Annotated in this window: 13 protein-coding genes and 1 riboswitch; of the genes, 5 read left to right on the top strand and 8 right to left on the bottom strand. The window is 75.8% G+C overall.

Translation table 11 applies throughout. From position 1 onward, the window contains the following. Nucleotides 1–53: 53 nt before the first annotated feature. Nucleotides 54–139, bottom strand: a riboswitch (ZMP/ZTP riboswitch). Nucleotides 140–158: 19 nt separating this feature from the next. The 3 genes from IDM29_RS02175 to IDM29_RS02165 all read right to left on the bottom strand — a co-directional run bounded on the left by IDM29_RS02175 (nt 159) and on the right by IDM29_RS02165 (nt 1,711). Next, nucleotides 159–725 (bottom strand): hypothetical protein, encoded by a 567-nt coding sequence (locus IDM29_RS02175; RefSeq protein ID WP_182111931.1) that lies wholly within the window; start codon nt 723–725, stop codon nt 159–161. Further along, nucleotides 722–1,066: a PadR family transcriptional regulator gene (locus IDM29_RS02170; protein WP_182111932.1), complete on the bottom strand. Its 345-nt coding sequence runs from the start codon at nt 1,064–1,066 to the stop codon at nt 722–724. Before IDM29_RS02170 ends, IDM29_RS02175 begins: the two co-directional genes overlap by 4 nt. Before the next feature lie 144 nt (nt 1,067–1,210). Further along, complete coding sequence (locus tag IDM29_RS02165) at nt 1,211–1,711, bottom strand: GNAT family N-acetyltransferase (RefSeq protein WP_182111933.1); 501 nt, start codon at nt 1,709–1,711, stop codon at nt 1,211–1,213. Nucleotides 1,712–1,798: 87 nt separating this feature from the next. Here IDM29_RS02165 and purU point away from each other — a divergent pair, with 87 nt between their 5' ends. After that, nucleotides 1,799–2,686, top strand: a complete 888-nt coding sequence (gene purU, locus IDM29_RS02160; RefSeq protein ID WP_182111934.1) for a formyltetrahydrofolate deformylase — start codon at nt 1,799–1,801, stop codon at nt 2,684–2,686. A gap of 9 nt (nt 2,687–2,695) precedes the next feature. On the opposite strand, the gene IDM29_RS02155 is transcribed toward purU, so the two are convergent. The 4 genes from IDM29_RS02155 to IDM29_RS02140 are packed head-to-tail and all read right to left on the bottom strand — an operon-like array spanning nt 2,696 to nt 6,973. After that, nucleotides 2,696–3,916: a sugar ABC transporter permease gene (locus tag IDM29_RS02155; RefSeq protein ID WP_182111935.1), complete on the bottom strand. Its 1,221-nt coding sequence runs from the start codon at nt 3,914–3,916 to the stop codon at nt 2,696–2,698. Next, nucleotides 3,913–4,716, bottom strand: coding sequence for an ATP-binding cassette domain-containing protein (locus tag IDM29_RS02150; RefSeq protein ID WP_255491624.1), 804 nt, complete (start codon nt 4,714–4,716; stop codon nt 3,913–3,915). Before IDM29_RS02150 ends, IDM29_RS02155 begins: the two co-directional genes overlap by 4 nt. Continuing rightward, entirely contained in the window at nt 4,713–5,795 is a 1,083-nt protein-coding gene (locus IDM29_RS02145) for a substrate-binding domain-containing protein (protein ID WP_182111936.1), read from the bottom strand. The genes IDM29_RS02150 and IDM29_RS02145 overlap by 4 nt, the downstream gene beginning before the upstream one ends. Next, a complete protein-coding gene (locus IDM29_RS02140) occupies nt 5,792–6,973 on the bottom strand; it encodes an ROK family transcriptional regulator (RefSeq protein ID WP_182111937.1) in 1,182 nt (393 codons plus the stop codon). The genes IDM29_RS02145 and IDM29_RS02140 overlap by 4 nt, the downstream gene beginning before the upstream one ends. A gap of 50 nt (nt 6,974–7,023) precedes the next feature. Here IDM29_RS02140 and IDM29_RS02135 point away from each other — a divergent pair, with 50 nt between their 5' ends. Beyond that, nucleotides 7,024–8,292, top strand: coding sequence for an ABC transporter substrate-binding protein (locus IDM29_RS02135; protein ID WP_182111938.1), 1,269 nt, complete (start codon nt 7,024–7,026; stop codon nt 8,290–8,292). Between the two features lie 33 nt (nt 8,293–8,325). Here IDM29_RS02135 and IDM29_RS16960 read toward each other — a convergent pair whose 3' ends face one another. Continuing rightward, nucleotides 8,326–8,583, bottom strand: coding sequence for a hypothetical protein (locus tag IDM29_RS16960; RefSeq protein WP_223147861.1), 258 nt, complete (start codon nt 8,581–8,583; stop codon nt 8,326–8,328). A 388-nt stretch (nt 8,584–8,971) separates the two neighbouring features. On the opposite strand from IDM29_RS16960, the gene IDM29_RS02125 reads away from it, so the two are divergent. From IDM29_RS02125 to IDM29_RS02115, 3 genes are all read left to right on the top strand, one after another. Beyond that, complete coding sequence (locus tag IDM29_RS02125; RefSeq protein WP_182111940.1) at nt 8,972–9,694, top strand: GntR family transcriptional regulator; 723 nt, start codon at nt 8,972–8,974, stop codon at nt 9,692–9,694. Continuing rightward, entirely contained in the window at nt 9,691–11,445 is a 1,755-nt protein-coding gene (gene atzF, locus IDM29_RS02120) for an allophanate hydrolase (protein ID WP_220457964.1), read from the top strand. Before IDM29_RS02125 ends, atzF begins: the two co-directional genes overlap by 4 nt. 70 nt (nt 11,446–11,515) lie before the next feature. Further along, complete coding sequence (locus IDM29_RS02115; RefSeq protein ID WP_188037152.1) at nt 11,516–12,496, top strand: ABC transporter substrate-binding protein; 981 nt, start codon at nt 11,516–11,518, stop codon at nt 12,494–12,496. The last annotated feature ends 128 nt before the right edge of the window (nt 12,497–12,624 follow it).

The following is a 12,624-nucleotide window of genomic DNA, read 5'->3' as shown; positions in this document are numbered from 1 at the left end:
GGGTGCGTGGTGGCCCCGGCTCGGTCCGGGCACGCACACGACAGGGTGTGGTGACCCGGGGCCCAGGCGTACGACCCGAAGTCTGATGCTTGCGTCGCTCCCTGGTGGTGACCCACCTGCGCCAGTCGCGACCCGGGTCATGCTAGCAACGAGCGACCTCAGTCCGTGAGCAGCCGGACCGCCACCGCCGCGAGCGGCAGCGCCACGGGCCCTCCGCACACGACGAGCCAGGCCCACAGCGGGACGCGCGGCGCCATGTCGCGGCCCGTGCGCGGGTCGAGCACGGGGTCGGCCGCGGCACGCGTCCGCAGGACCACGCCGCCGGCGAGAGCCGCCAGCAGCGCGAGGCCCGCGAGCAGCACCCCGAGCGCGGGCTGGCCCCCGACCGCCGGCTCCCCGTCCGCCAGGCCCACGGCGCCGTCGAGGAGCAGCCACGTGCCCGCGAACGACACCGCCGCCGCACCGGCGGCGACGAGGGCCTCGCGCCACGTCAACCCGGCTCGCATGGTGCGCCACCAGCCGCGTCCAGCCGGCAGGCCGAGGCTCACGGCGAGCTCGTCGGCGTAGGCGCGCGGCGGGCCGAACGACTCGAGGGCACCCTCGCCCGTCTCGGCGACGTGGCTGTCCACCTCGGCGAGCGCCTCGGCGATCCGCGGGCCGGGGACGTCGCGCAGGCGGAGCTCGAGCAGGAGCTGGTCACGGTAGGCCCGCACCTCGGTGGTCATCGTCGCGCTCCCTCGGGGTCGAGCAGGCCCACGGCCCGCTGGGTGAAGGTGGTCCAGTCGGCGACGCGACGGGCGAGCTCGGCCCGCCCGGCGTCGGTGACGGCGAAGTACTTGCGCCCGGGGCCGGCGTCGCCCTCGCGCCACGCGCAGGTGACGAGGCCGTCCTCCTCGAGCCGGGTCAGGACGGGATACAGCGTGCCGCCCTTGATCGCGCCGAGACCGGCGGCCTGCAGGCGCTGGGCGACGGCGTACCCGTAGGTCTCGCCCTCCGCGACGACGGCGAGGACGCAGAGCGACAGCACGCCCCGCAGCCACTCCCCGGGCCAGCGCACCTCGTCCATGGCTAGACAGTACGACTGACTAGTCAGGCGCGCAACCTAGGACGCGCCGACGCCTCGCAGCAGCGGGGTGCGCGGCGGTGCGGGGGCGGGCGGGGGGCCGCCGTCGGGGCGGCGCGGCGCCGGTCGGCGACCGGCGCGCAAGGATCAGTCGGCGACCGCCTCCGCGTCGTCGCCCAGGATCTTGCGCAGGTAGGCGTACGTGAGGTCCCCCGCCGCCTGGTCGTACTGGTGCTCGTAGCCGTGCTTCGTGTACATCTGCAGGTTCTGGACCGAGTCCTGGCCGGTGAAGACCCAGAGCTCGGAGGTGTCCGCCGGCAGGCGCTCCGGCACGGCGAGGAGCAGGGCCGTCCCGATGCCCTTGCCCTGCATGTCGGGCACGACGGCGAGCCGGCCGAGCGTCGCCTTGGTCCCTTCCTGGCCGATGCGGATGGACCCGACGAGGCGGTGGCCGAGCCACGCACCGAGGGTCACCACCGACGGGTCGGCGAGGTCGGCGCGGAGCTCGTCGAGCGTCTGCGTCAGGGGCGGGATGTTCGGGTCCCCGTACAGCTGCGCCTCGCTGACGAAGGCGGCACGCCGCACGGTCAGCAGCTCACCTGCCGCCTCGTCGCCGACGACGTCGATCCTCACCTCGGGCTCGCTCATGCCGGTCATGCTCCCATCCGGGCGCGGGCACGTGCCCGCGACGCTCCGCTGGCGAGACGCGGCGCCTCGGCCGGTAGCCTCGGGCCCGTGACCAGCACCTCCACGTCGCCCGATCCGGCTCCGCCGACAGCCCCCACGCACTGGGTGCTCAGCCTGTCCTGCCCGGACCGGCCGGGCATCGTCGCGGCGGTCGCCGGGCTGCTCGCCGCCCACGGGGGCAACATCACCGAGTCCCAGCAGTTCGGTGACCCGCAGACGGGCCTGTTCTTCATGCGCGTGCAGGTCGAGGCGTCCGCCCCCGAGGCGGACCTGCGGGCCGCCCTGACGCACCTCGCCGACGAGTTCGCCATGACGTGGCGGCTGGACGTCGCGGGCCGCCGGATGCGCACGCTCGTCATGGTCTCCACGGCCGCGCACTGCCTGCACGACCTGCTGTTCCGCCAGCAGTCCGAGGGCCTCCCGGTCGACATCGTCGCGGTGGTCTCGAACCACACGGACCTGGCCGACGTGGCCGCCTTCTACGGCATCGGGTTCCACCACGTGCCGGTCACGCGCGACACCAAGGCCGCCGCCGAGGCGCGGCTGCTCGCGCTCGTCGAGGAGCTCGACGTCGAGCTCGTGGTCCTGGCCCGCTACATGCAGATCCTGTCCGACGACCTGTGCCGCACCCTGAGCGGGCGCGTCATCAACATCCACCACTCGTTCCTGCCCAGCTTCAAGGGCGCGCGCCCCTACGCGCAGGCGCACGACCGCGGCGTCAAGCTCATCGGCGCGACGGCGCACTACGTCACCGGCGACCTCGACGAGGGCCCGATCATCGAGCAGGACGTCGAGCGGGTCGACCACAGCAAGCGGGTCGAGGACCTCGTGGCGCTGGGCCAGGACGTCGAGCGCCGCGCCCTCGCGCGCGCGGTGCGGTGGCACGCCGAGCACCGCGTCCTGCTGGACGGGCACCGCACGATCGTCTTCCGCTGAGCCGCGCGCTCACGGCACGGCGGTGACCCGCCGGCGCGAGAGCGCGTCGATCGTCACGGCCAGGGCCAGCACCACACCGGTCACGATGTAGCGGATCGACGCGTCCAGGTTGAGCAGCGTCAGCCCGCTCGAGATCGAGTGGATGACCAGGGCGCCGAGCACCGCCGACCAGGCGCTGCCCCGGCCGCCGAACAGGCTCGTGCCGCCGATCACGGCGGCGGCGATGGCCGTGAGGTTGACGTCCGACCCGCCGGTCCCCTGGTTCGCGGCCGCGAGCCGGCCCGCGGACAGGACGCCGCCGAGCGCCGCCAGCGCGGTGCACGCCATGAAGACCGACACGTACACGCGCCGCACGGCGAACCCGGCGCGGCGGGCCGAGGCGGGGTTGCTCCCCACGGCCCGCACCGAGCGGCCCCACCGGGTCCGGCGCAGCAGCACGTCCACCGCGAGCACGAGGACCAGGAACAGGGCGAACATCGCGCCGACGCCCCGGTTCTGGTTGAGGTACCAGGTGGCCAGGCCGAGGCAGGCCGCGAGCACCGCCGTGCGCGCGGCGATGCTCCGCAGGCCCTCCGCGGGCAGCTCGGCGGCCACGCGGCGCCGGCGTCCGACCAGGAGCGTGGCTGCGTACCCGGCGACGACGAGCGCCGCGAGCGCGTACGACGTCGCGGGCGCGAGGAACGTCTGCTGGCTGAACCGCACGAGCCAGGACTCGTAGGGCAGGTTGATCGAGCCGGTGGTGCCGAGCACGCGCACCTGCAGGCCGACGCACACGAGCAGGCCGGCGAGCGTGATGACGAAGCTGGGGACGCCGAGCCGGGTGAAGAGCCAGCCGTACCCCGCGCCGACGGCGGCCCCGAGTGCGACCGCGACGAGCACCGCCACCCACAGCGGCCACCCCGCCTGGACGAAGCCGACGGCGACCACCGCCGCCGCCAGGCCGCTGACGGCGCCGACCGAGAGGTCGATCTGGCCCACGAGCAGCACCAGCACGACGCCGAGGGCGATCACCCCCGTCGTCGCCGACTGGAGCGTGAGGTTGACGAGGTTGTCGCTCGACAGGAAGTTGCTGTTGAACGCCTGGAACACGAGGGCGAGGACCACCAGCCCCACGACGACGGGCAGCGAGCCCGGCTCGCGGTCCCGCCACCCGAGCGGCGGGGGTCCGACGGGAGCGCCGACGGGGCGGCGACCGACCACGCCGGCGGTCGTCCAGGTGCCCGTGCTCATACGTCCTCCTGCCGCCGACGACGCCGGACGGGGCTCGCGCCCGTGATCGCCGCGATGATCTCCTCGTAGCTCGTGCGGTCCGCGTCGAAGTCGCCGTTGAGGCGCCCCCGGCGCAGCACGACGATGCGGTCCGCGACGGCCTGCACGTCGGCCATGCTGTGGCTGACGAGCACGACGCCGTACCCGCGCTCGCGCACGCGCTCGACGAGCGTGAGCACCTCGGCCGTCTGCGTGACGCCGAGCGCCGCCGTCGGCTCGTCGAGCACGAGCACACGCGGCTCGCCCAGCAGGGCACGCGCGATGGCGACCGCCTGGCGCTGCCCGCCCGACAGGTCACGCACGGGCGCGCGCACCGAGGGCACACGCGCCGCGAGCAGCGCGAGCAGGCGGTACGCCTCGCGCTCCATCGCGACCTCGTCGAGCAGGGGCCCGCGGCGGATCTCCTGGCCGAGGAAGAGGTTCTCGACGACGTCGAGGTCCTCGCAGAGCGCCAGGTCCTGGAACACGGTCGCGATGCCCAGCTGGCGCGCCACGCCCGGGGAGCGCAGGTGGGTCTCGCGCCCTTCGACGACGACCTCGCCGGCGTCCGGCACGAGCACGCCGGACAGGACGTTGACCAGGGTCGACTTGCCGGCGCCGTTGTCGCCGACGACCGCGACGACCTCGTGCGCGTGCAGGTCCAGGTCCACGTCCACCAGGGCCCGCACCGCGCCGAAGCTGTGCGAGACGCCCCGCAGCGAGATCACCGGGCCGTCCGCGCCGGGTGCGCGACCCGCGCGGTGCTCCGCGACGGCGCTCACGAGCCCGCCCCCGCGTCCAGCAGCCCGAGGGCCCGGCAGTCGTCCGTGTACGGCTCCACGCAGATCTCCTCCGTGCTGTGCACGCCGCCGCCCACGACGACGTCGGCCACCTGGTCCCGGGTCACGGCCACGGGAGCCAGGAGGATCGACGGCACGCCGCCGACCTGGACGGTCGCCTGCGGCGTCTCGCCGCGGGCCAGCCGCACCGCCAGCTCGGCGGCGGTGCGCGCCTGCTGGCTGATGGCCTTGAAGACGGTCATGTGCTGGTCACCGGCCACGATGCGCTGGACCGCGGCGAGCTCGGCGTCCTGGCCCGTGACGGGCGGGACGGGGTCCATCCCCGCGGCACGCATCGCCGAGATCGCGCCGCCCGCCGTGCCGTCGTTCGCGGCGTAGACGCCCACGACGCGGCCGGCGTACTGGGTCAGCTGGCCCTGGACCCACTCCTGGGCCTTGTCCGGGCTCCAGTCGGGCGTGTCGTACTCGGCCAGCACTGTCAGTCCCGAGCCCTCGAGCGCCGCGGCGAGCCCGGCCTTGAGGCCGGCGGCGTTCGGGTCGGTCGACGCCCCGTGGACGAGCAGCACGCCCTCGCCGGGAGCCGTCGGCCCGACGGCCGCCACGAGCGCCTCGCCCTGGAGCTGCCCGACGCGGGCGGCGTCGTACGCCACGAAGTAGTCGACCGGGGCGCCGGCGACGAACCGGTCGTACGCGACGACCGCGACGCCACGGTCGGCGGCCGCCACCACGATGCTCTGCGCGGCGGCCGCGTCGACCGCGCCGAGCACGAGGACGTCCGCTCCCTGGGTGAGCGCCGACTCGGCCTGCTGCTGCTGGCGCGCGGCGTCCTGCCCGGCGTTGGCGTAGAGCACGTCGCAGTCGGCGCAGCGCTCGGCCACCACCTGCTCGAACACCGGCCGGTCGATGCCCTCGTAGCGCGAGGTCTTCGACTCCGGGAGCAGGAGGGCGATCGTGGCGCCCGGTGCGTCGGACGACGGCGGGGCGCCCGGCTGCACCGTGCAGCCGGCGGCGAGGGCCAGGGCGGCCACGACCAGCCCGACGCACCGGGCGACGCGCCTCACCGGACCGCCATCGGCACGGGCGCCGCGAGCTGGGCCGCGTCGACCGCGAGCGCGAGGGCCCCGCGGACCTCGGCCTGGTCGCCGAGCGTCGCGACCACCACCTCGACGGGACCGGCCGTCGAGAGCAGGGCGCGCTCCTCGACCTCGCGGCGCAGCGGGCCGAGCAGCACCTCGCCCGCGTGCGCGAGCTCGCCGCCCACCACGATCATCTCCGGGTCCAGGAGCGTGCACACGCCCGCCATCGCCGCGCCGAGCCGGCGCCCGACGTCCGCGACCACCGCCCGGCAGCCCTCGTCGCCCTCGCGCGCGCGCACCACGAGGTCCCGCAGGGTCAGGTGCCGCTCCGGGATGCGCCGCACGACGGCGCTCGAGCCGACGACGCCCTCCAGGCAGCCGTCGTTGCCGCACCGGCACGGCGCCCCGCCCTCGTCGACGACGAGGTGACCGAGCTCGCCCGCCGCGCCGACCCGGCCGTGGAAGACGCGTCCGTCGAGCACGAGCCCGAGGCCCACGCCGTGCGAGACGCGCAGGTAGGCGACGTGGGACCGTCCGCGTGCCGCACCCAGCCGGACCTCCGCGAGCGCGCCGAGGTTGGCGTCGTTGTCCACGCGGACCGGCACGCCGAGGCGGTGCGAGAGCACGGCCGGGACGTCCACGCCGTCCCAGCCCCGCAGGATCCCCACGCCCGAGACGCGGCCGGTACGCACGTCGACCGGCGCGGGGACGCCCACCCCGAGCGCCAGGACCTCGCCCGGCGCGGCCCCGAGCGAGTCGACCATCTCCTCCACCAGCATCGCGGCGCGGTCGAGGCCCTCGTCGGCACGGTGCTCGGGCGGCAGGGGCAGCCGCTGCTCGGCGAGCACGCGCTGGGTGACGTCGCCCAGCGCCACGCGCATCGAGCGCTCCGCGACGTGCACGCCGGCGAGCAGGCCGAGGTTGCGGGCCAGGGTGACGAGCTGGGCGCGGCGGCCGCTGCGCGACGTCGGCGCGGTGCTCAGGACGCCGGCCTGGGCGAGCTCCTTGACGATGTTGGAGATCGTCGCGGCGGACAGGCCGGTGAGGCCGGCGAGCTCGACCTGCGTGATGGCACCCTGCTGCTGCACTGCGGTCACGATGCGGGCGCGGTTGGCCTCGCGCAGAGAGGTCTGGGAGCCTGGCGGCACCCGCTCGTTGGCCACGCCCGAGGATAGCCTGGCGCGGTCGGCACACGGCGACGAAGGCGGAGCCCATGCGCAGGTCAGGCACAGCGCGGCTGATCGCTGCCGCCGTCGCCGCCCTGCTCCTCGCGGGCTGCGCCGCCGGCGGCACCGTCGCGGCGCCGGAGGCGACCTCCCGCGTCGAGGTCTTCACGTGGTGGGCGAGCGGCTCCGAGAAGCGCGGCCTCGACGCCGTCGTGGGGGTCTTCGCCGCCCAGCACCCCGACGTGCGGCTCGTGGACGGCGCCGTGGCCGGAGGGGCGGGAACGGCGGCCAAGGACCTGCTGCGCTCGCGGCTCGCGGCCCAGGACCCGCCGGACACCTTCCAGGCGCACGCCGGCGCGGAGCTCGCCGACTACGCCGAGGGCGGGCGGCTCGAGGACCTCTCCGACCTCTACGACGAGCTCGGCCTGCGCGACGTGCTGCCGCCCGAGCTCGTGGCGACGCTCACGGTCGACGGCGACATCTACGCGGTGCCCTCGAACATCCACCGCGCGAACGTCGTGTGGGCGAACCCCGACGTGCTCGCCGCGGCGGGCCTCGACCCCGACGCGACGTACGCGTCGATCGACGAGTGGGTGGCGGCTCTCGAGACCGTCGGGCGCTCGGGCGTCACGCCGCTGGCCGTGGGCACGACGTGGACCCAGGTGCACCTGCTGGAGACCGTGCTCCTGGCGGGCCTGGGGGCCGAGGCCTACACCGGCCTGTGGGACGGCACGACCGACTGGCGCGGCCCCGAGGTCACGGCCGCCCTGGAGGACTTCCGCACCCTGCTGAGCCTCACGAACCCCGACCGGGACCAGCTCGACTGGCCCGACGCCACGCAGCGGGTGATCGACGGCCAGGCCGCCTTCACGGTCATGGGCGACTGGGCGCTGCCGGCGTTCGAGGGCGCGGGCCGGGAGGTCGGGACCGGCGTCGTCCACTTCCCCGTACCGGGGACCGACGGCGTCTTCGACTTCCTCGCCGACTCCTTCACCCTGCCCGTCGGGGCGCGGAACCCCGACGGCGCCCGGGCCTGGCTCGAGACCGTGGCGTCGCGCGAGGGGCAGACGGCCTTCAGCCGCGCGAAGGGCTCGATCCCGGCGCGCACGGACGCCGACCCGGCGGACTTCGGCCCCTACCAGCGCTCGGCGATGGCCTCGTTCCGGGAGAGCACCGTCGTCGGCTCGCTGACCCACGGCGCCGTCGCGCTCGCGACGTTCGACGCGGTCGCGGCCGCCGTGCGGTCCTTCACGACCGGCGCGACGGACGTCGCGGGACTCCAGGCGGCCCTCGCCGCCGCGGCGTCCACGCGCTGACGGGGGCGGGGACGGCTCAGACCGTCCCCGGCGTCACGCGACCCCGCGGGGCACGAACGTCACGGTGCCGTCCGGGCCGATGACCGTCTCCGCCCATCCGGGGGCTCCCGGGGCCGGCAGCGGCACCGCGTCGTCGGTGGCCCGGTGGTACAGCGCCCAGTCCGACTCGGCCACGGCGCGCGTCGAGGTGAACGTCCGCTCGGCCCCGGCCGGCTCGGCCTGGACCCGGCGCACCGGCACCGCCGCGCGCGCGTCGTCCGGCTCGTCCGGGACCAGCGCCGGGACGTGCATGCCGGGCGGTGGAGCCGTCGGCCCGGGCTCCCTCCGGACGGGCGCCGCCGGCACCGGGCCGTCGGCGAGGTCGTCGACCCACCAGACGTGGTCGGCGGGCGGCGCGGGCCAGGCCGGGTCCGGCCGCCAGCCGGAGGGCGGCGACCAGCCGGTCGGCGGGGTGGGCCATCCGGGAGGGGCGTGGAAGCGGTGCACACAGCGAACCTAGCGACGCGGCCCGGCCGGGAACGAGCCGCGCCGTGGCACCTCACCCCCTCTTTCACCCGCGCCCGGCCGGCGGCTCGGCCGTCCGGGTGAGCCGGCACGAAACAGGACCGTGACACGTGGCAACGCCCCGTTCACCCCGCGGCGGCGCTCCCGAAACACGGATCCAGAACTGTATCCAGGCATGAGCACACGCGTGGATACGGGCCCCCAGGCCCGTCGCTCGCGCCGCGAGCAGGTGTACGAGTCGCTGCGGGACGAGCTCGTCAGCGGACGCTTCTCGCCCTGGGAGCGCCTGGGCGAGGAGCGGCTCGCCGACCTGTTCGGGGTGTCGCGGACGCCGGTCCGCGAGGCGCTGACCCGGCTCCTCGCCGACGGCCTCCTCGAGAAGCGCGGCGGCGGGCTGTACGTCTACATGCCGACGTTCGCCGACCTCGCCGCGCTCTACGAGCTGCGGATCACCCTCGAGCTGCAGGGCATCCGCCGCGCGGTGCAGGACCCCACGGTCCGGCACGACCGCGCCCGCCTGGAGGCCGAGCTCGCCCGCTGGCACGAGATGCGCGACACGCCCCCGGCGCCCACCGCCGGCTTCGTGGCGGTCGACGAGCGCTTCCACGCCGTGCTGCTGGACAGCTCCGGCAACCACGCCCTGACCGCGGCGCTCGCCCAGGTCAACCAGAAGATCAGGGGAGTACGGATGTACGACTACCTCACCACCGACCGCATGCGGGCGACCGTCGACGAGCACGTCGAGATCGCCGAGCACGTCCTGGCCGGGCGGCTGACCACGGCGCTCGACGCCCTGCACGCGCACGTCGGCTCCTCGCGCGACGTCGTCGTGGAGCGGGCGGCGCACGCGCTCGCCATGGCACGGATGGGCCACCTCGACGGACGGGACGCCCGGTGAGCACCCTGACCCCCGCACCCGCGACCGCGCCGGACGACGTGCGGCCCTCCCCCACGCAGCGCGTGCTCGACGCCTATGCGCGCCTCGCCGCCGTCGACCGCCCGGAGGTCTGGATCACCCTGCGACCCGAGGCGGACGCCCTGGCCGACGCCGCCGCGGTCGAGGCCCGGCTCGCCGCCGGGGAGCACCTGCCGCTGGCCGGCACGGTCCTCGCCGTCAAGGACAACATCGACGTGGCCGGGCTGCCCACGACGGCCGGCCACCCCGACTTCGAGCGGATCGCGGAGCGCACCGCCACCGCCGTCGAGCGGCTCCTCGACGCCGGGACCGTGCTGCTCGGCAAGACGAACCTCGACCAGTTCGCCACCGGCCTCACCGGCTCGCGCAGCCCCTACGGCGCCGTCCGCAGCGCCCTGGTGCCCGACCGCGTCTCCGGCGGCTCGAGCGCCGGGTCCGGCGCCGCGGTGGGGCTCGGGGTCGTCGACATCGGTGTCGCCACGGACACCGCGGGCTCCGGCCGGGTGCCGGCCGCCTTCAACGGCGTGGTGGGGATCAAGCCGACCTTCGGTCTCGTCCCCAAGGACGGCGTCGTGCCGGCGTGCGCGTCGTACGACTGCGTGAGCATCCTGGCGCCGACGCTGGCCCTGGCCACCGCGGCGATCCGGGTCATGACGGGCCCCGCCTCCGCCGACCCTGCCTCCAGCACCTGGCCCGCGGACGTCCGGCTCGCCGCACCCGCGGCACCCCGCGTGGCCGTGCCCCGTGCCGCCGACCTGGCAGGCCTCTCGCCCGAGGCGCTGGCCCGGTTCGCCGCGGCCCGGGGCCGGCTCGAGGCCTCCGGCGCCGGCGTCGGCGAGATCGACCTCACGCCGCTGCTCGCCGCGGCGCGACTGCTCTACGACGGCGCGCTCGTCGCGGAGCGCTACGCCGCCTTCGGCGACTTCCTGGCCGCGCACCCCGAGCACGCCGACCCGTCGGTCGCCACGATCGCCCGCGGCGCCGGGACCGTCATCGGCGCCGACGTCGTCCGCGACCAGCAGCGCCTGCGCGCGCTGCGGGCGCAGTCCCTGGCGGCGCTCGCGGGGTACGACGCCCTGCTGGTCCCGACCGCGCCCGAGCACCCCACGCTCGCCGCGGTCGCGGCCGACCCGCTCGGGGTCAACGCGCGGCTCGGCACGTACACGAACTTCGTGAACCTCTTCGGCATGGCCGCGGTCGCGGTGCCCGGCGGCACGGCCGACGGCGGGCTGTTCGGCGTCACCGTGGTGACCCGCGGGTTCGAGGACCAGGTCGGGCTCGACCTCGCCGCCGTGCTCGCCGGGGAGGCCGGGCTCCCGCCCGAGCCCTACCCCAGCGGCGGCGTCCCGGTGGTCGTCTTCGGCGCCCACCTGCGCGGGGAGCCGCGCAACCCCCAGCTCGAGGAGCTCGGCGCGCGCTTCGTCGGCGACGTCACGACGGCGCCGGACTACGCCATGCACCTGGCCGCGGACGGCCTGCGCCCGGTGGTGGTCCGGACCGCCGCCGGCGCGGGTGCGGCGCTGCCCGGCGAGGAGTGGCTGCTCTCCCCCGCGGCGCTCGGCACCCTGCTCACCACCGTCGACGCGCCGCTCGCGCTCGGCCGCGTCCGGCTGGCCGACGGCCGGGCCGTCGTCGGCTTCACGGGCGCGCTGACCGGCGAGGAGCCCGACATCACGGCCGCCGGCGGCTGGCGCGCGCACCGCCGGCGTCGCGACCGTCCCGGCACCACCTGACCGGCACCACCTGACCGGCACCGCCCGGCGCCCGGACCTGCTCCCACCCCTCACCCGACCGGAGATCATCATGACCGCACGACCGACCGCACGACTGCGGCCCACCACCGCCCTCCTGGCCGTCGCCGCACTGGCCGGCCTCGGCGGCTGCGCGGCCGCCGGGGCCGACGAGCCCGACGGCGCCACGGGCACCGTCACCGTCGGGACCCTCAAGGGCCAGCCGCACCTGTTCGCCCCGTTCCTGTACAAGGACTTCCTCCCGGACGGCATGGAGGTGGAGGTCGTCCAGTTCGACACCTCCCCCGACATCAAGAACGCCGTGGTCAGCGGCAACGTCGACTTCGGGGTCACGGGTGTGCCGTCCGCGCTCTCCGGTGTCGCGGCGGGCCAGGACGTCGTGGTCGTCGCGGCGGCCGCCGACGGCGGGTCCAACATCGTGGGCACGACGGACATCACCTCGGTCGCCGACCTCGTCGGACGCACCGTGGGCTACCCGCAGGGCGCGTCGCAGGAGATCCTGCTGCGGCTCACGCTCGAGGAGCACGGCGTCGACATCGAGGAGCTCGATCTCGTCAACCTGCCGTTCTCCGACATGGCGAACGCGCTCGCGAGCGGGCAGATCGACGCCTTCGCCAGCGCCGAGCTCGGCCCCTCCATCGCCATGCTCGACGGCGCCCACCAGATCGTCTCCCCCTACGACACGCCCGTCGGCAAGGTGAACATCGGCCTGGTCACCACGCAGCGCCTCATCGACTCGGACCCCGAGCTCGTGCAGGCGGTGGTGGACACGCACATCGAGGCCACCGAGGCGATGCTCGCCGACCCCGAGGCGTGGTCGAGCGGCGTCGTCGAGCAGTTCGGCCTCGACGCCGCCGTGGTCGACACGGCGATCGGCAACATCTGGCCGCGCTGGTCCCTGGACGCCGAGTACCGCGCCCAGGTCGAGGCGCTCGCCGAGCAGATGCACGGGCTCGGCTACCTCGACGCCTCGCCCACCGCCGACGAGGTCATCGACCCGACCTTCGTCGAGTCCTCCACCGCCGGCTCCTGAGCCCGGCCCCGACGTGAAGGAACCCGCCATGACCGCGACCGCTCCGTCCGAGGCACCGCTCGCCGTCCCCGCCGCCGCGACCACGGGCTCGCCCGCGGCGCGGGCGGGGCGGCCGCGCCGGCCCCGCC

Origin of the sequence: Actinotalea sp. JY-7885 (assembly GCF_014525465.1) — a bacterium.
In the GTDB taxonomy this organism is placed as follows: domain Bacteria; phylum Actinomycetota; class Actinomycetes; order Actinomycetales; family Cellulomonadaceae; genus Actinotalea.
Note: the sequence above shows the minus strand (reverse complement) of the source record. Positions and strands in the feature narration are given on the sequence as shown.

Coding starts and splice junctions, on each gene's coding strand:
- IDM29_RS02175 (WP_182111931.1), bottom strand. CDS start 725: ATGACCACCGAGGTGCGGGCCTACCGTGACCAGCTCCTGCTCGAGCTC.
- IDM29_RS02170 (WP_182111932.1), bottom strand. CDS start 1,066: ATGGACGAGGTGCGCTGGCCCGGGGAGTGGCTGCGGGGCGTGCTGTCG.
- IDM29_RS02165 (WP_182111933.1), bottom strand. CDS start 1,711: ATGAGCGAGCCCGAGGTGAGGATCGACGTCGTCGGCGACGAGGCGGCA.
- IDM29_RS02155 (WP_182111935.1), bottom strand. CDS start 3,916: ATGAGCACGGGCACCTGGACGACCGCCGGCGTGGTCGGTCGCCGCCCC.
- IDM29_RS02135 (WP_182111938.1), top strand. CDS start 7,024: ATGCGCAGGTCAGGCACAGCGCGGCTGATCGCTGCCGCCGTCGCCGCC.
- IDM29_RS16960 (WP_223147861.1), bottom strand. CDS start 8,583: ATGCACGTCCCGGCGCTGGTCCCGGACGAGCCGGACGACGCGCGCGCG.
- IDM29_RS02125 (WP_182111940.1), top strand. CDS start 8,972: ATGAGCACACGCGTGGATACGGGCCCCCAGGCCCGTCGCTCGCGCCGC.
- IDM29_RS02115 (WP_188037152.1), top strand. CDS start 11,516: ATGACCGCACGACCGACCGCACGACTGCGGCCCACCACCGCCCTCCTG.